The sequence below is a fragment of the Bacillus sp. MMSF_3353 genome, from assembly GCF_030733445.1.
GTDB classification, from domain to species: domain Bacteria; phylum Bacillota; class Bacilli; order Bacillales; family Bacillaceae_G; genus Bacillus_A; species Bacillus_A wiedmannii.
Window position 1 is genome coordinate 153,828 of sequence record NZ_JASHJA010000005.1, and the last position, 17,263, is coordinate 171,090.

Below are 17,263 nucleotides of genomic sequence, written 5' to 3' on the forward strand. Positions count from 1 at the left end.
AATTTATAGTGAGAAATCAGTGTGGAAATTATATTTTTCTACTTTTGTATGAATTATCAAAATAATGTTTCTGATGATAAATCTGTAAAAATGCCTGAATGTAACTCCCGTATTTTTCAATAAATGAAAGGTTAAGCATACTTTTATAAGAGTTATAATGTAGGTTATGAAAAATATTTCTCAATAATAAAATGAAGTGAAAAATATGAAGAAGTAGAATAGATTCCTTTATAATAGTTTTAAATTAATTAATATAATTAACTATTAATATTGTTAGATAGGAGAGAATATGATGGCAAATGTACTCGTAATAAATTTTCCCGGAGAAGGTCATATAAATCCGACTTTAGCTATTGTAAGTGAGTTAATTCGGCGAGGGGAGACAGTTGTTTCGTATTGTATTGGAGATTATAGAAAGAAGATTGAAGCAACAGGTGCAGAATTCCGAGTGTTTGAGAATTTCCTCTCTCAAATTAATATTATGGAACGAGTAAATGAAGGTGGGAGTCCTTTGACGATGCTATCTCATATGATTGAAGCATCAGAGCGTATTGTGACTCAAATTGTAGAAGAAACAAAAGGGGAAAAGTACGATTACTTGCTATACGATAATCATTTTCCCGTAGGACGTATTATAGCCAATATTTTAAAATTACCTAGCGTTTCTTCTTGTACAACATTTGCTTTTAATCAGTACATTAATTTTAATGATGAACAAGAATCAAGACAAGTAGATGAAACGAATCCGTTATATCAATCTTGTTTAGCGGGAATGGAAAAATGGAATAGGCAGTATGGAATGAAATGTAATAGTATGTATGATATTATGAATCATCCTGGTGATATTACTATTGTATATACTTCAAAAGAATACCAGCCGCGTTCAGATGTATTCGATGAATCGTATAAGTTTGTCGGCCCATCAATTGCTACTCGAAAAGAAGTAGACAGCTTTTCTATGGAAGATTTAAAAGATGAAAAATTGATTTTCATTTCTATGGGAACAGTTTTTAATGAACAACCTGAACTATATGAAAAATGTTTTGAAGCGTTTAAAGATGTAGAAGCGACAGTCGTATTAGTTGTTGGTAAGAAGATAAATTTAAATCAATTTGAAAACATTCCGAATAACTTTAAGTTGTATAATTACGTACCGCAATTAGAAATATTACAGCATGCTGATGTATTCGTGACACACGGTGGTATGAATAGTTCGAGTGAAGCACTATATTACGGTGTCCCGTTAGTTGTAATTCCGGTAACAGGAGATCAGCCTTTAGTTGCGCAACGAGTGAGTGAAGTAGGGGCTGGAATAAGGATTAATCGTAAAGAATTAAGTTCTGAATTGTTACGTGAGACTGTAGAAAAAGTAATGGATGATGTGACATTTAAAGAAAATAGTCGTAAAGTTGGTGAGTCCCTTAGAAATGCTGGTGGGTATAATAGGGCAGTTGATGAAATATTAAAAATGAAAATGAATTCATACTTAAAACTTAAATAAATGTTTGGAGCACACTTACTGTAATACGTAAGTGTGTTTCTGTAAATAAATTACATAAAAAATCACTGTAAAGGTGAAACTTTTGTGTATATAAACTCATATCTTTGAATTAGTAGTAAAATTACGTTAAAATAATACTAAGAAAATATATAAGTTTTGGGGGTAATGAATGAAAAGAGTATTTGAATACGTATTATTAACAATTGGATCGATTATTGTAGCGGGTTCATTAGAGCTTATTTTAGCACCTAATGGCTTAGTAGATGGTGGGGTAACGGCCATTGCTATTATGGCAAATAAAGTTGCTGGATTACCGCTTTACGGAGTGTTTTTAGGACTTAATATTCCTATCCTGCTATTTACCGCAAAAGTAATGGGGAAGAAGTTCTTCATCCGTACATCTTATGCAAATGTAGTTACAACACTCGGATTAATCTATTTAAAACCATTTCCGGCGATTACAACTTCTGAATTATTAATTGTACTTTATGGTGGCGTACTGTTTGGAATAGGCGTTGGGATTGTTGTTAAAATGGGTGGCGCAATAGATGGATCAGAAATGTTAGCGGTTTGGATGAACAAACACTTTAAAGTACCGATTAGTACATTTTTACTTGCTGTAAATGCAGTTATTTTCACATTTGTAGCGATTTTATTTTCAATCGAACAAGCGATGTTCTCATTAGCAATTTTCTATATTGTTACGAAGATGATTGATTTCATATTAGATGGTATTAACCAAGGAAAGAGCGTCATGATTATTTCTGGTAAAAATAAAGAAATAGGCGATCTGCTTATGAAAGAATTGCAATTATCCGTTACGTATCTACATGGAGAAGGTGGTTTTTTAGGAGAACATAAGAGAATCATTTATTGTATTACAAACCGTTTCATTTATCCCAAAATGAAAGATCTCGTTCTCTCTGTAGATCCAACTGCTATCATTGAAGCTTCCTATTCAACAGAAACAACTGGTGTTAAGCGGCCAGGAAGGGCAGCGAGAACAGAAAAATAGTGAATGAAAATAGCTCCACGTAAGTATAACTTACGTGGAGCTATTCTTATTTAGGGAACCAGGCCTTTCTCAGTAATTGAACTACAGTTTCGATACGATCCTCTGGAATACTGCCAAAACCGAGCAATACATACGACTCATCCATTACATTATGAACAGAATCGTATGTGGAGAGAGGGTATAACTTAATACGTTCTTTTGCGGCTGCATGAATAAGTTCTTGTTCATTCATCCCGTTATGAACGTGAAGTACAATATGAAGTCCGGATTGTTCACCGAGTATATGGACGTTATTTCCCATCTCGTTTGTAATAGATTTAATTAAAGAAATATGTTTTCTTTTATATAACGTCCGACTTCGGTTAATATGACGTTCCCAATCACCATTTTGAATAAAGGTGGCAAAGGTAAGTTGCTGCAGCGTAGAAACAGTTTGTTTAAACATACCACCAAGCTCTTCATAGGCTCTTAACAGATGAGGTGGTAAAACAATGTATCCCATTCGTAAAGAAGGTAAAAAAGATTTCGAGAAAGTTCCCATATAAATAACACGTTCATTTGCATCTAGTCCTTGTAAAGAAGGAATAGGTTTTCCTATATAACGGAATTCCCCGTCGTAATCATCTTCAATAATATAGCCCTTACAATCATTCGCCCATTTTAATAACTCGAGTCTTCTAGATAATGGCATAATGATTCCAAGTGGAAATTGGTGAGATGGAGTGACATACGCTACATTGCAACCCGATTCACGTAAAGCGGAAATATGAATTCCTTTATCATCTAAAGGGATGGGGTGAACGGTAAGACCAGAACTTTGAATCATAGCAGGAATACGGTGAAATCCAGGGTTTTCGATTCCGAATTCCTTTTTTGAACCAAGTAGTTGAAGTAGTAGCCAAAGAAGAGGCTGCGTACCTGCTCCAATAATAATTTGATCAGGTGAAGAATGTACCCCACGAGCATGATATAAATACTTTGAAATATGTTCTCGTAGAACGAGCTCACCTTGTGGATCTTCCTTAGCAAATAATTCATTTTCATACTGAAATAAAGTTTCGTGTATTGCTCTTTTCCAGTTTGTTATCGGAAAAGCTTTTTGATCAATAAGTCCTTGACTACAATCATAATCATATTGTTCGTTTTCTTTATTGTTAGCACTGTTTGACGCAATTTGCTGTTTCTTTTGAATGACATCCATATCAACTTCTGCAACAAAAATCCCACGTTTCGGTTTGCTTTCTACATACCCTTCAGCTAGTAATTGTTGATAAGCGGATTCCACTGTAATACGGCTCACATTAAGTTGTACTGCTAAATTTCTGTGAGAAGGAAGGCGTGTACCGGCACATAGTGATCTATGAGAGATTTCTCGTTTCATATATTCATAAATTTGTAAGTAAAGGGGTATTTTACTTTGTAATACTAATGGGATAGTCAGATCCATTCGTAGACGCTCCTTTTCATACTGGCCTTATAAAAAAAGATAAAACTGTCACTTAAGCTAAGGGCAGTGGCTTTCTATAATGATGATATAACATTTAGAAAATTTTATAAATAGTAAGGGGAGAATCAAAATGAATATTAGAGAAGTAGTAACAGAAGCGGATTTACATGATGTATTTCCCGTATTACAGCAGTTACGAACGAAACTTTCAAGAGAAGAAGCAAGTTCTTTGTTTCAAAAAATGAAAGAAGAGAATTATAAACTATTTTCGCTACGTAATGAAGAAGATGAAGCAGTTAGTCTAGCCGGTGTAGCGATTTGTACGAATTTTTATAATGAGAAACATGTTTTCGTATATGACCTTGTAACAGCAGAAGCACATCGTTCAAAAGGGTATGGGAATGTATTACTCTCCTATATAGAGAACTGGGGAAAAGAAAACGAATGTGAGTCCATCGTTCTTACATCAGCGTTTCCTAGATTAGACGCTCACCGCTTTTATGAAAGAGAAGGTTATGATAAGGTAAGTTTTTCTTTTTATAAAGAATTATAAAGAAGGATAGGTTCTATATGACATAATATATAGAACCTATTTCATTTAGAAAGGTTTATAATTTAAGTTGTTGAATTGTTTTTTTGTAAATAATACAGAGAATGATTGGAGCGCTTACACTTGGAAAAAATAAAGAAACTATCAATTCCTAATGATGTTAGAGTAATCGTAATATCTGATATTCATGGAGAATTACTTCTTTTAAAAGAAGTACTACAGAAAGTTAACTTTAAAGATGAAGATTATTTAATTATTAATGGTGATCTTTGTGAGAAAGGAAGAGACAGCATCGGCGTCGTAAACTACGTTATGAATCTTGTAAAGAACAATTCAAATGTTCACGTTGTTGAAGGGAATTGTGAAGTTTTAGTTGATGCGCTTTTAAATGAAAATCCTGGTCTTATCAATTATTTATGTACGAGAAAGCATTCGATTTTTAATGAATGGTTAGAGTGTGTGCATTTCTCTATTCATGAAGGTACGCCTATTCAAAAAGTAAGGGAAGTATTAATGAGCCATTTTTCAAAAGAAATAAAGTGGCTGACAGAATTGCCAACAGCGCTTGAAACAGAAGATTATATTTTTGTACATGCTGGCCTTGAAGATAGAGAAGATTGGAAAGAGACAGAACGAAAAAATGCGATAGCAATGCCGGAGTTTTTCAATAAATCACATAGAGCACATAAATATGTAGTTGTCGGTCATTGGCCTGTTGTAAACTATTCAGACAAAGCACCGTCTAATAATCCAGTTATTGATAAGGAGAAAAAGATTATTGCGATGGATGGGGGAAATGCGATTAAAGAGGCAGGGCAATTAAACGCATTTATCATTCAAAGGAAACCAGCAGGTGATATGTTTTCTTATACATATGTAGACTATTTTCCAGAGTTTGAAGTGATAGCAGATTTTAATGCGAATTCAGAAATGCAGGGCGGGGTAACATATCCATATTATTACATAGAGCCGATGGAGAAGGTGCAAGAATACACAATATGCAAGCAAAAGGAAACGAATACATTACTTTATGTGAAAAATGAATATATTAGGCAGCTTGAGTCAGGTGATTACACAGTGAAAACCGATATTTCTTGTGCACAAATATGTGTAAGGAAAGGGGACATTGTTTCTCTCATTGATGGAAGCTGTTCAGGATATGATTTAGTGAAAAGAGATGGGATAGAAGGCTGGATAGAGAAAGGGATTTTAGTTGAGATAGAAAAAATGAAAAAGAAAACGTTTAGCTGAAATAGGAGGTATAGAACCTCCTATTTTTTTATTACCTTTTTAAATGAGTAGATTGCTTGCTGTCTTTCATAAGTAAGTAAATCGTACTCGGTAAAATGGCAAGCGTCATTCCTAAAATAATTGCGATTATAGCATAACCTCTATACGGAACAGGAACGATAAATGGAAGCCCGGCTAGGAAAATACCTGCTATTATCATTGAAATACTACAAATATTTGAAGCTCTTTTTTCAAGATGTTTATCATTCCATTCCAATGAAACCGTTGATTTACTCGTATCGATTTTGGAACTGAAATAGCCTATTAATATAAATAAAAGCCCTAATGCTAAAAATATGAAATGATCAAGAGGAAGAGTGAAGCCAAGAGCGATGAGAGCAATGACAATATCGACAAAAAATAAAAATAGTAAAATTGTGTTGCCAATCCAAAGGAGAAATTTCTGGTTACTCGCTGCTTTAGATAAAGCTAAAAATAAAAAGAATAAGAAGGTACATATAATTATATTTACGATAACAAAAGTGCTTTTATCCATTGTTGATGTAGGCGTTCCATTGAAGTCCCATTTCGTAACAATACGTAATGGTAAGAAGAAATAGAGAATAATATTTGTTGTAATAATAGTGAGAAATAAAGCAATACTAAATCGATTATTCATTGAATCACCAGCTCTCCACATGAATAAGTGGTATCTTATAACAAAATTATACAATATAATAAACGATATTTGTTTTGATTTTTCTGAAAAAACATTATAATTATATATGAAATAAAGAGGAGTGTAGGAGGAAATTATGCAAAACGTAAGAGTAAAAGGGGATAAAGTTACAATTCGTGCAATTGAAGAATCAGATATAAAAACATTATGGGATCTCGTATTTAAAGAAGAAAATCCAGAATGGAAAAAATGGGATGCACCGTATTTTCCGTTTTCAATGCAAGAATACTCGTCTTATAAAGAGAAGATGAAAACTCGTTTAAAAGAGGAACCTCTATCCAATTTAATTATAGAAAATAACGGTCAAATTATAGGGACAATCGGGTTTTATTGGGAATATAAACCGACGCGTTGGTTAGAGATAGGGCTTGTTATTTATAATCCAAATTACTGGAATGGTGGTTATGGTACAGAGGCGTTAACGTTATATCGAGATTTACTATTTGAAAAGATGGAGATTGGCAGAGTAGGAATCACGACTTGGTCTGGCAATGAACGAATGATGAAAGTAGCGGAGAAAATAGGAATGAGCTTAGAAGGTAGGATGCGAAAATGTCGTTATTATAACGGGACGTACTATGATTCTATTCGAATGGGAATGATTCGTGAAGAATGGGAAGCGTTATATGTAACGAAGGGGTGAGAAAGTATGTACGCTATTATTGCTACATTTGATCGTGTGTTTACTAATAAAATTATAGAATTACAAAATGAAATAACAAATATCATTGGCACAAATCAATTAGCCGGAGTAGAACCTCATATTACATTAGCTGATTACAATGAGGTAGATGTTAACTTATATACTAAGAAATTAGAGGAGTTTGTAGCTGTTCAAGAAAATATGGCTGCAATAAATTTTCCTTCTGTTGGAGTTTTTCCTACTAATGGAACGATCTTTTTAGCACCGACCATTACAGATGAATTGTTAAAACTTCATCATTCTTATCATGATAATTTTAAAACTTTTCATGATAATTTAAATTCATATTATGTACCAGGAAAATGGGTTCCGCATTGCACGATTGCAAATAAGTTACATGCAAATCAGTTTTTAAGTGTAATGGAATATATATATGAAAAATTTGATTATGCAACAGCTTCAATTGAGAAATTAAAATTAATTAAAGTGAATTATGAAAATGGTTCTGCCATTTCTTCTAGTATATTAGCAGAATATAAGTTAAAGAGAATGGAGACAACGAGATGACATATGTAATTAGAGAAATGAAGCAAGAAGATATTCACGCTGTACAATCCGTAGCGAAAATAGCTTGGCATGATACATACGAAAGCATTATTCCGAGAGAGATTCAAGACAGATTTTTAGACGAGGCCTATTCTGATGAAAAAATGAAATATCGTCTTGAAAATACACATTTATTCGTTGCGGAAGAAGAGGGAGAAGTAATTGGCTTTGCGAATTTTTCACCTGTTAGATTGCAAAACGAAGCAGAATTAGGAGCGATTTATTTGTTACCAGATCAGCAAGGGAAAGGGGTAGGAAGTGCTTTATTACAAAAAGGGTTAACGGAATTAAAAGGAATTCGGAAACTATACATTCATGTAGAAGCAGCGAATGAAAAAGGAAAACGTTTTTATGAAGCGAAAGGTTTTGCACAATTAGAGGAATTTGAAGAAGATTTTGAAGGACATATGATGCAGACAGTAAGGATGGTTTTATACGTATAGGGAGGATTAGTAATGAAAATTTTTGATTTTAGTGAAAAAGTGGGAAAGAAAATCTCAGCATTTCAATCTAATTTCATAATGTCAAAAATATTAAACCATAAAGGAAATGTACATATTGGTGCTATGCATTTACGAGAGAATGGAATAATTGGATATCATGAAGCAGTTGTATCACAGCTGCTTCTTATTGTGGATGGAGAAGGATATGTATGCGGAGCAGATAAAGAAAATGTGAAGGTGGAAGCGGGACAGGCTGTGTTTTGGGAGAAGGGCGAATTTCATGAAACGATTACGGAAAAGGGATTGCTGGCAATTGTGATTGAGTCGGAGGAACTTGAACAAGCGATAGTAATGCCTATTAATGAGTGGAGTTGTGAAAAATGATAGAAAAGGCGAATCGAGAAGAAACGAATGAAATCTTACAGTATGCAGCTCAATCACTTTTTGAAGGGACAAGAGGGAATTGTCGATTAAGTATAGAGAAAGCGATTGAAATTACAAAGCCAATAGTGGAAAAGGGAGCATATTATTTAGTTATTAAAGAAGAAAAGAAAGTAATAGGATGGGTATTAATAGGGGAAAATACAGACTATTTTTCTCGTGAAAAACTTGGATTTATATATGAGTTATACGTTTTTCCAGAATATCGAGGGAAAGGACTGTCGAAAGAACTGATGGAAGCTGGTATTAAGGAATTGAAGGAGACGTATTCAGAAATTCGCTTAAATGTATTTGCCGGGAATTTTGCGAAAGAGATGTACGAAGAGTTTGGTTTTGTTGAAAGACAGGTAATTATGACTTTGAAGTGAGAACAATAGGCTTGAACGGGAGAGGGGAAAGAATGAGAAAAGAAAATGAGTATGTTTCGTATTTACAAAGAGTGTGTCCTGAATTACAAATAAGATCAGCTTATATAAATGAAATTGGCCAAAATAATGATGTATTAATTGTAAATGATAATGTAGTATTCCGTTTTCCGAAATATGAAAAAGGTATTCAAAAACTTCGAATAGAATTAGCTAGTTATGGAGAGGAGTTTTTACAACTATTTTCAGCTCATTATCCTAATTTAGAAGCAGTAAAGGAACGAATGTATTTTTATAAAAGTACATTTGCGCTTCAAGAAGCATTGTTTGGTGTACTAAATAATGATAAAAAAGCCTTTGAAGCTGGATTAGCACAATATGTATAAAAAGCCGATTTCAAATCGGCTTTTTATTATCGGTACATCGTCCACATCCCTATATCTTTAAACCCTAATCGTTTATAAATTCGTCCAGCAGCCGGATTATTATAAAACAAGCAAAGTGTTCGGCCTTCTTTCGTAAAGTCTTGAATCATTTTTTGCAATATGAGTGAAGCAAATCCATTTCCGCGGTAGTTCGGATGCGTACATACGCCAACTACCATAGCGGATAATGAATTTTCAGCAGATGTAGAGGCGGATGCAATAATAGCGCCGTCTTTTTCAATATAGTATGTACGTCCTGTGTTTGTTTCGAGAGCTTGTCTTAATATTTTCTCTGATTCATTAGCAGTCGGAAATTCAACGATGTTACTTCGTAATTGCATTATTCGCTTTACATCATCTAGTGTGGCAAGTTTAATTGTTTCTTGGACAGGTGTAATAGGTAAGTTGTTGTCATTTAGACATTCACAAAAATACATTTCATTTTTGACACCTAGTTGTATGCTCGGAGCGGTTTCAAATCTTTCTACAATAGTTGATTTGCCAGAGAGTTTAAGCGGCTTATAGGCGGAAATAAGTGCCTCATAATCAATGGTAATAAATTCTTCTTTACTATAGGGTATAAATGCATCATGGAAGCGGAGTAAAATCGATTTTAATGTTCCATTCTCTTTAAATACGCCCCATAATTCTTGAAAGTCTGTTTCATAACCGAAAGTTTCTAAATCCCCAATAATAAACAAGTTAAGGGCTGCTTCTTCTTTTAGGTAATCGAATACTTGTTCATGATCTTTCTTTGTTAACTTTCGCATCATAACGAATCGACCTCTTTTTTTACTTTTCTAAATATTACAACTTAAGTTTTTTGAAATCAATATAAAATTTTATGTTTAGTTCACCAACTTTCGGAAAAACTAGGAAAGATATGACAAAGGAGGTTATGAACGGTGGATCATCCAATTCAAGGGTTAATGAAAGCGGCAATGGAAAATTTAAAAGAAATGGTCGATGTAAATACGATTGTTGGAGAGCCTGTTCAAACGGCTGACGGTGGTGTGGTGTTAACGGTTTCTAAAGTGGCGTTCGGTTTTGGAGCAGGAGGTTCTGATTTCCAAACGAATGATGGCCAAAGAGCGAACGGTAACCCTGCATTTGGTGGCGGTAGCGCGGGTGGTGTTTCTATTACACCAGTAGCATTTCTTGTAGTGAATAAAGATGGAGTAAATATTCTGCATCTACAAAATGCGACACATTTAGCAGAAAAAATGATTGAATTAGCTCCACAAACAATTGATAAAATTCAATCGATGTTCCAAAAAGATGAAAAGAAAGAGGGAAATCATCATCCTCAAAACCCAGATGAAATCCTTTAAAAACACCTGCTCACGAGCAGGTGTTTTTTCTTGTAATCACTATGTAATAAAACACATGAAATTGTAAATAGTTTTTGAATTTTTTTCTATGTTTCTAAAATTTTTCATGTTAAAATATGCTATAGAATTGAAACATATAAAACGAAGGTGGCTAGGTGCTTTGTCTGGAGGATCTGACCAAGTAAAAAATATGATATATATTAATGGTAATCGTCGGGGTCATTGTTTTATTACATCAGGAATTACGTTTAAAGAGTTTGCAAGTAACATCCCTTCACCGCTTCATCAAGTGTTGCTTTTGAAGCATAACTTTGAATGGACAGATTTTCATTATCATACTTTATTTGAATATGTTGAGGAAGAAAATATACATAAGCTAATTCAAGCAGAGATTGATGAATTTGATGAATTTTGTTGGGTAGATTTTGATGATGCAAGCGATTTAGATGAATTAGAGCCAAAAGAAATTGCAGAGCTTTTATATTTGGCTCACAAAAAAGAACCACTTGCAAGAACATTCTTTCCGCTATTGAAAAATAGATTTGTTTATTTTTCACATGATGACGGATGGTACAACAAAGTGTATTATCGTAGAATTGCTGACTTTGTAGGGATGTTAAGTAAAGTCATTCCTTATAAACTCGGTGCTTTTGGTAAGAAACGTTTTTCTTTGTTCCAAAAATCAAAAATTTTCCCAGCAATTTCGAAAGAAGTGATCATGGGGCTTCTTCCATTAATGGAGGATGGTCTTTATATTGATCTAGCAGGGAAAATTGAGTCAAGAAGAGGTCTTGAAATTCCGGTATATGTAGTTGGTTCGTATGAAAGTACGGATGAGGTGCTAGATAATATCGATGAATTGAAAGAAGAAGCAACAGAGACAGGCTGGCTTATTTTTGATAAGAAAGAACAAGAATGGCAATGGGTTGTGGACTAAGAAAACTTGGCGCATGAAGTCAAGTTTTCTTGTCATTTGAAAGGAGTACAAATGAAGAAATATTATACAATTGTGGGTATTGTAAGTATTATTCTCGTAGCGATTTTACTTATTACTTGTCCGAAAGAATCGGATTTTAAAGTATATGTAGAGGATAAGTATGCATTGAAATGTGATGAGAGTAGTTTTGAATGCACACAAAATGTAGATGGTAAAAAAGAAAAATTACAATTTGAAAGTACAGATGCACGAAATGGTGTATTCTTTATGACTGCAAAGCAAACATTTAAAACAGAAGCTGGTGTTACGAAAGAATATAGCGGAGTAGGAATGTTTGGTACATTTCTTTTTGTTTCAGAGAAGACTTTCTAGTAATAGAAGGTCTTTTTCTTATGCTTATGTTCATATAGATGAAGTAAGACAAGCATAGGAGGGATAGTAATGAAGAATACATGTATCGTTTGCGGTGGTGAGGAGTTTTTTTCCTCAACTTTGTATGCACGTACGAAACAAGATTGGGCATATGCGCCAAACATGTACCGTTTTGAAAAGGTGTTTATTGAACATAGGGATGAAGAAAATTATCCAGTGTTTCAAGAAATTACAGCGAAACATTGCTGTGGATGCGGTCATATTATGTTGTATCACGAATGAACACACCAAGTATAACTTGGTGTGTTTTTTTAAAACGCTGACAAAGAAAGCGGATAGAGTAAAGTAAATAAAACAGAAAAACTACCAAAACCAATTGCTGTATATCCAAGTGTTCTTGCTCCGAAATTGACAGCTAATAAGCCGACTAAAATCGCAAGAGAGCCGAGTGTAACTGGATAAAATGCAATTGAGAAAAGCGAAAGAAATAAAGCGACATAGCCTACCATTGCACCGGTGTTTGTACCTTCTATTTCATTTGCAATTTCTTTACGCTTATGTCTAATTGGTATGCCAGCTGGTGATATTTCAGCTGCATACTCTTCGTGTTTTTCACCACTTTTAAAATGATGATTTCTCTTTCTTCGCATGTACATCCCTCTCTTTCAATTGGGTGTACCTATAGTATCTTACACAAAGAGAAGAACATGAGTATGAGTTAAACCCAAGTAAAGCAAAAATTGGAGAATAAAGATTCCGTTATTAGCTTGTACATCTCCTAATGAAGATAAACAGGAATTTTGGAAAATGATGTAGAATGAAATGAATGATAAAACGTGAAGGCAGGGGAATGTATGACGAAATTTAATTGGCATGAATCAGCAGAGAAAAAATGGGATAGTAGTGCAGAATTTTGGAATCAAAATAGTCAAGAGATGTGGGACAGCGGGAGTAGGAGTACAATTATTCCGTTTTTTGAACAGTATGTGAAGAAAGAAGCTCAGGTGCTCGATGTTGGTTGTGGGGATGGATATGGTACATATAAATTAAGTCGCGCGGGCTATAAAGCAGTTGGAGTAGATTTATCAGAAGTGATGATTCAAAAAGGGAAGGAGCGTGGAGAAGGACCGAATTTATCTTTTATAAAAGGGGATCTTTCTTCCTTACCATTTGAAAATGAGCAATTTGAATCAATTATGGCAATAAATTCTTTAGAATGGACCGAGGAGCCATTACGAGCATTAAATGAGATAAAGCGCGTTTTAAAAAGAGATGGGTATGCATGTATTGCAATTTTAGGACCGACAGCAAAGCCTCGAGAGAACAGTTATCCTCGTTTATATGGCAAAGACGTTGTTTGTAATACGATGATGCCTTGGGAGTTTGAACAGTTAGCGAAAGAACAAGGTTTTGAAGTTGTAGATGGCATCGGTGTATATAAGCGCGGAGTAAATGAGAAGATGCTAGGTCAACTACCTATCGAGTTACAACAATCGTTAACATTCTTATGGGTATTTATGTTAAAAAACGCATAAAGAAATGAAAGAATTTTTAGGAGGTAAATAAGTGCAGAAAATACAAAAAACTGATACAATATCATCAGAACCAATTAAAGGGGGACTAGGGTATATGACAACTACTACAACAGTTAAATCCGATATTGAAATCGCGCAAGAAGCGAGTATGAGGAAGATTCAAGAAATTGCAGCTGAATTAAATATTTTAGAAGATGAATTAGAGCCATACGGGCATTATAAAGGTAAGTTATCTCTTGATATTTTTAAGCGCTTACAGGATGAGAAAGACGGTAAAGTTGTTTTAGTAACAGCGATTAACCCAACTCCAGCTGGAGAAGGTAAATCAACAGTAACAGTTGGTTTAGGTCAAGCTTTTAATAAAATTGGTAAGAAAACAGTAATTGCACTTCGCGAACCATCTCTTGGACCAACGATGGGACTAAAAGGCGGGGCAGCAGGTGGCGGTTTTTCACAGGTTGTACCTATGGAAGACATTAACCTTCACTTTACTGGAGATATTCATGCGATCACAACTGCTAATAACGCGTTAGCGGCGTTTATTGATAATCATATCCAACAAGGGAACACACTTGGAATTGATACGCGTAAAATCGTTTGGAAACGCTGTGTTGACTTAAATGATCGTGCCCTACGTAACGTAGTAATTGGTCTTGGTGGACCAGTTCAAGGTGTACCACGTGAAGACGGTTTTGATATTACAGTAGCATCTGAAATTATGGCCGTATTCTGCCTTGCAACAGATATTCAAGATTTAAAAGCTCGTCTATCTCGCATCGTAGTTGCTTATAACTTTGCAAATCAACCTGTAACGGTTAAAGATTTAGGTGTAGAAGGTGCGTTAACACTATTATTAAAAGACGCATTAAAACCAAACTTAGTGCAAACGTTAGAAAATACACCAGCTATCATTCACGGTGGACCATTTGCGAATATCGCTCACGGTTGTAACAGTGTTATCGCTACAACAATGGCCGCAAAATTAGGTGATTATGTTATTACAGAAGCTGGATTTGGTGCTGATTTAGGTGCAGAGAAGTTTTTAGATATTAAAGCTCGTGAAGCTGGCATTAAACCAGAAGCAGTTGTTATTGTTGCGACTATTCGTGCGCTTAAAATGCATGGCGGCGTAGCAAAAGATCAATTAAAAGAAGAAAATGTAGATGCATTAGCAAAAGGTATGGAAAACTTACAGAAGCATGTTGAAACAATTCAAAGCTTCGGTGTGCCTTTCGTAATTGCAATTAATAAATTTATTACAGATACAGATGCAGAAGTTGCATACTTACAAGATTGGTGCAATGAGCGTGGCTATGCAGTATCCTTAACGGAAGTTTGGGAGAAAGGTGGCCAAGGCGGAGTTGACCTTGCTGAAAAAGTATTAAAAGAAATTGAAAAAGGTGAGAACAACTACGCACCACTTTATGAATTAGAATTACCATTAGAAGAAAAAATCCGTACAATTGCTCAAAAAGTGTATGGTGCAAAAGATATTGAATTTGCTCCGAAAGCACGTAAGCAATTAGCTCAATATGAAGGAGAAGGTTGGAGTAACCTACCAATTTGTATGGCGAAAACACAATACTCTCTTTCTGACGATGCAACAAAATTAGGTCGTCCATCTGACTTCATCGTTACAATTCGTGAGCTAAAACCATCTATTGGTGCAGGGTTTATCGTTGCGTTAACAGGAACAATGTTAACAATGCCAGGCCTTCCAAAACAGCCAGCAGCACTACAAATGGATGTAAATGAAGATGGAAAAGCAGTAGGTTTATTCTAAAAGGTTGTAATTCATCTCGTTTATCTGTAAACTATATATACATCAAGTGGCGCCTTTCCATCGAAAGGCGCCTGTTTTTTGGAGGAAATTATGTTTGATCCAACTGCTTTTGATAATTTAAAAGTAATCGTAGAAGGTGCTGTTTATGATTTTGATTTACATGGAGATATTCTTGTAACAGATCGAAAAGATATGATGGACCTTGCCTCATTAAGTCGTATATACCATATTTCATTTCAATTAACAGAACCGTTCGAACCGGTAGTAAAAGCAACATTTTCACTATCTGTAGATGCAAAGAACTTGTCTGGTGAAATATTGGAAGTACCACAATTTACACCAGGTTGTGAAATGAAGTTAGCATTTTCATTCCCGATAGAAAAGCCAGAGGTAGTGTGTGAAGAAATTGAAAATTTCATGCATTCTATATGGGGAAAAGAAAGAATGATTACGCAGAAAATTTCATACGAATATAATAAGCAAGCGATTTCATATCATAATAAGGTAGAGGTTATATTTCAAAAAGCGATTACAGAAGACCATGTTGATGATTTAATAGCTGTTATTTCACACATGATAGAAACGGTGCGAACAATACAACATTTTCTTCAAAAATAGAGATAAAGGAGAAAAACAAATGATAAAAGATATGCAACCATTTTTACAACAAGCTTGGGAGAAGGCTGGTTTTAAAGAATTAACTGAAATTCAAAAACAAGCGATTCCAACTATTTTAGAAGGACAAGACGTTATAGCTGAATCTCCAACTGGAACAGGAAAAACATTAGCGTACTTATTACCCCTTTTACATAAAATTAATCCTGAAGTAAAACAACCACAAGTTGTTGTTTTAGCGCCAACACGTGAGCTTGTAATGCAAATTCACGAAGAGGTTCAAAAGTTTACAGCAGGGACTGAAATTTCAGGGGCATCTTTAATTGGTGGTGCAGATATTAAGCGCCAAGTTGAAAAATTAAAGAAACACCCGAGAGTAATTGTCGGTTCACCAGGACGTATTTTAGAATTAATTCGAATGAAAAAGCTAAAGATGCATGAAGTAAAAACGATTGTATTTGATGAGTTTGATCAAATTGTAAAACAAAAGATGATGGGCGCAGTACAAGATGTAATTAAATCTACAATGCGAGATCGTCAATTAGTATTCTTCTCGGCGACAATTACAAAAGCGGCAGAAGATGCTGCACGTGATTTAGCAGTTGAACCACAATTAGTACGTATAACACGTGCAGAGTCAAAAAGCTTAGTTGAGCATACGTATATCATTTGTGAGCGACGCGAAAAAAATGATTACGTAAGAAGAATTATGCATATGGGCGATGTAAAAGCAGTTGCTTTCTTAAATGACCCATTCCGTTTAGATGAAATTACTCAGAAATTGCAATTCCGTAAAATGAAAGCAGCGGCTCTTCATGCAGAGGCAAGTAAGCAAGAGCGTGAAGCAACGATGCGTGCTTTCCGCGGCGGGAAATTAGAAATTCTACTTGCTACTGATATTGCAGCACGCGGTATTGATATCGATGATTTAACACATGTAATCCACTTGGAGTTACCAGACACAGTAGACCAATATATTCACCGCTCAGGACGTACAGGACGTATGGGTAAAGAAGGAACAGTCGTTTCTCTTGTAACACAACAAGAAGAGCGTAAATTACTTCAATTTGCAAAAAAACTAGGCATCGTATTTACGAAGCAAGAAATGTTCAACGGATCATTTGTAGAAACGAAACCGAAAGCACCAAAGAAAAAGAAGCCAGCATTTACTGGGAAGAAAAAGCCTAGATAAATAAAGAGAAAGACGTAACTATTTGTAGTTACGTCTTTTTTGTTTGTAATTGAATGAAAGAGGAATAATAATAGTACCTGTAGAAACCTACAT

22 protein-coding genes are annotated in these 17,263 nt (G+C 34.8%); 18 read left to right on the forward strand and 4 right to left on the reverse strand.

The window, feature by feature from the left end; translation table 11 throughout:
- Positions 1-292 precede the first annotated feature (292 nt).
- Complete coding sequence (locus RBB48_RS14295) at positions 293-1,501, forward strand: macrolide family glycosyltransferase (protein ID WP_088609019.1); 1,209 nt, start codon at positions 293-295, stop codon at positions 1,499-1,501.
- A gap of 169 nt (positions 1,502-1,670) precedes the next feature.
- Complete coding sequence (locus tag RBB48_RS14300) at positions 1,671-2,516, forward strand: YitT family protein (protein WP_097889434.1); 846 nt, start codon at positions 1,671-1,673, stop codon at positions 2,514-2,516.
- Between the two features lie 46 nt (positions 2,517-2,562).
- Here the strand turns inward: RBB48_RS14300 and pdxR are convergent, their stop codons facing one another.
- Entirely contained in the window at positions 2,563-3,963 is a 1,401-nt protein-coding gene (gene pdxR / locus RBB48_RS14305; RefSeq protein WP_098133681.1) for a MocR-like pyridoxine biosynthesis transcription factor PdxR, read from the reverse strand.
- Between the two features lie 130 nt (positions 3,964-4,093).
- Between pdxR and RBB48_RS14310 the strand changes: the two genes are divergently transcribed.
- Together RBB48_RS14310 and RBB48_RS14315 are read left to right on the forward strand one after the other, a co-directional pair.
- Positions 4,094-4,516, forward strand: a complete 423-nt coding sequence (locus RBB48_RS14310; RefSeq protein ID WP_087982720.1) for a GNAT family N-acetyltransferase — start codon at positions 4,094-4,096, stop codon at positions 4,514-4,516.
- A 120-nt stretch (positions 4,517-4,636) separates the two neighbouring features.
- On the forward strand, positions 4,637-5,764 hold the full coding sequence (locus RBB48_RS14315; protein WP_097889437.1) for a metallophosphoesterase: 1,128 nt from the start codon (positions 4,637-4,639) through the stop codon (positions 5,762-5,764).
- Positions 5,765-5,795: 31 nt separating this feature from the next.
- On the opposite strand, the gene RBB48_RS14320 is transcribed toward RBB48_RS14315, so the two are convergent.
- Positions 5,796-6,422 (reverse strand): DUF1648 domain-containing protein, encoded by a 627-nt coding sequence (locus tag RBB48_RS14320; protein WP_097908536.1) that lies wholly within the window; start codon positions 6,420-6,422, stop codon positions 5,796-5,798.
- Positions 6,423-6,558: 136 nt separating this feature from the next.
- Between RBB48_RS14320 and RBB48_RS14325 the strand changes: the two genes are divergently transcribed.
- Genes RBB48_RS14325 through RBB48_RS14350 form a run of 6 tightly spaced genes read left to right on the forward strand, consistent with a single transcriptional unit; the run spans position 6,559 to position 9,366 of the window.
- Positions 6,559-7,125, forward strand: a complete 567-nt coding sequence (locus RBB48_RS14325; protein ID WP_097889438.1) for a GNAT family N-acetyltransferase — start codon at positions 6,559-6,561, stop codon at positions 7,123-7,125.
- Between the two features lie 6 nt (positions 7,126-7,131).
- Positions 7,132-7,692 (forward strand): 2'-5' RNA ligase family protein, encoded by a 561-nt coding sequence (locus tag RBB48_RS14330; protein WP_088063135.1) that lies wholly within the window; start codon positions 7,132-7,134, stop codon positions 7,690-7,692.
- The gene (locus tag RBB48_RS14335; protein ID WP_087982712.1) at positions 7,689-8,174 is read left to right on the forward strand and encodes a GNAT family N-acetyltransferase; all 486 of its coding nucleotides are present in this window, start codon (positions 7,689-7,691) and stop codon (positions 8,172-8,174) included. The genes RBB48_RS14330 and RBB48_RS14335 overlap by 4 nt, the downstream gene beginning before the upstream one ends.
- Before the next feature lie 12 nt (positions 8,175-8,186).
- Positions 8,187-8,558, forward strand: coding sequence for a cupin (locus tag RBB48_RS14340; protein ID WP_097889439.1), 372 nt, complete (start codon positions 8,187-8,189; stop codon positions 8,556-8,558).
- Positions 8,555-8,983: a GNAT family N-acetyltransferase gene (locus RBB48_RS14345; RefSeq protein ID WP_097889440.1), complete on the forward strand. Its 429-nt coding sequence runs from the start codon at positions 8,555-8,557 to the stop codon at positions 8,981-8,983. The genes RBB48_RS14340 and RBB48_RS14345 overlap by 4 nt, the downstream gene beginning before the upstream one ends.
- 32 nt (positions 8,984-9,015) lie before the next feature.
- Positions 9,016-9,366: a hypothetical protein gene (locus RBB48_RS14350; RefSeq protein ID WP_088063138.1), complete on the forward strand. Its 351-nt coding sequence runs from the start codon at positions 9,016-9,018 to the stop codon at positions 9,364-9,366.
- A gap of 26 nt (positions 9,367-9,392) precedes the next feature.
- On the opposite strand, the gene RBB48_RS14355 is transcribed toward RBB48_RS14350, so the two are convergent.
- On the reverse strand, positions 9,393-10,178 hold the full coding sequence (locus RBB48_RS14355; RefSeq protein WP_262800868.1) for a GNAT family N-acetyltransferase: 786 nt from the start codon (positions 10,176-10,178) through the stop codon (positions 9,393-9,395).
- A 132-nt stretch (positions 10,179-10,310) separates the two neighbouring features.
- Here RBB48_RS14355 and ytfJ point away from each other — a divergent pair, with 132 nt between their 5' ends.
- The 4 genes from ytfJ to RBB48_RS14375 all read left to right on the forward strand — a co-directional run bounded on the left by ytfJ (position 10,311) and on the right by RBB48_RS14375 (position 12,327).
- The gene (gene ytfJ / locus RBB48_RS14360; RefSeq protein WP_000349987.1) at positions 10,311-10,736 is read left to right on the forward strand and encodes a GerW family sporulation protein; all 426 of its coding nucleotides are present in this window, start codon (positions 10,311-10,313) and stop codon (positions 10,734-10,736) included.
- Between the two features lie 160 nt (positions 10,737-10,896).
- Positions 10,897-11,673 carry an oxalate:formate antiporter gene (locus RBB48_RS14365; RefSeq protein WP_000014094.1) on the forward strand — a complete coding sequence of 259 codons (777 nt, stop codon included), beginning with the start codon at positions 10,897-10,899 and terminating at the stop codon, positions 11,671-11,673.
- A gap of 51 nt (positions 11,674-11,724) precedes the next feature.
- On the forward strand, positions 11,725-12,045 hold the full coding sequence (locus RBB48_RS14370; RefSeq protein WP_048540982.1) for a hypothetical protein: 321 nt from the start codon (positions 11,725-11,727) through the stop codon (positions 12,043-12,045).
- Between the two features lie 69 nt (positions 12,046-12,114).
- Positions 12,115-12,327: a hypothetical protein gene (locus tag RBB48_RS14375; RefSeq protein ID WP_000798747.1), complete on the forward strand. Its 213-nt coding sequence runs from the start codon at positions 12,115-12,117 to the stop codon at positions 12,325-12,327.
- Between the two features lie 29 nt (positions 12,328-12,356).
- Here the strand turns inward: RBB48_RS14375 and RBB48_RS14380 are convergent, their stop codons facing one another.
- On the reverse strand, positions 12,357-12,695 hold the full coding sequence (locus RBB48_RS14380) for a hypothetical protein (RefSeq protein ID WP_060488565.1): 339 nt from the start codon (positions 12,693-12,695) through the stop codon (positions 12,357-12,359).
- A 204-nt stretch (positions 12,696-12,899) separates the two neighbouring features.
- Between RBB48_RS14380 and RBB48_RS14385 the strand changes: the two genes are divergently transcribed.
- From RBB48_RS14385 to RBB48_RS14400, 4 genes are all read left to right on the forward strand, one after another.
- Positions 12,900-13,580, forward strand: a complete 681-nt coding sequence (locus RBB48_RS14385) for a class I SAM-dependent methyltransferase (protein WP_060488566.1) — start codon at positions 12,900-12,902, stop codon at positions 13,578-13,580.
- Positions 13,581-13,674: 94 nt separating this feature from the next.
- A complete protein-coding gene (locus tag RBB48_RS14390) occupies positions 13,675-15,363 on the forward strand; it encodes a formate--tetrahydrofolate ligase (RefSeq protein WP_306007832.1) in 1,689 nt (562 codons plus the stop codon).
- A gap of 90 nt (positions 15,364-15,453) precedes the next feature.
- Positions 15,454-15,981, forward strand: coding sequence for a hypothetical protein (locus tag RBB48_RS14395; protein ID WP_141499182.1), 528 nt, complete (start codon positions 15,454-15,456; stop codon positions 15,979-15,981).
- A 19-nt stretch (positions 15,982-16,000) separates the two neighbouring features.
- Positions 16,001-17,170, forward strand: a complete 1,170-nt coding sequence (locus RBB48_RS14400; RefSeq protein WP_000588608.1) for a DEAD/DEAH box helicase — start codon at positions 16,001-16,003, stop codon at positions 17,168-17,170.
- Positions 17,171-17,263 lie beyond the last annotated feature (93 nt).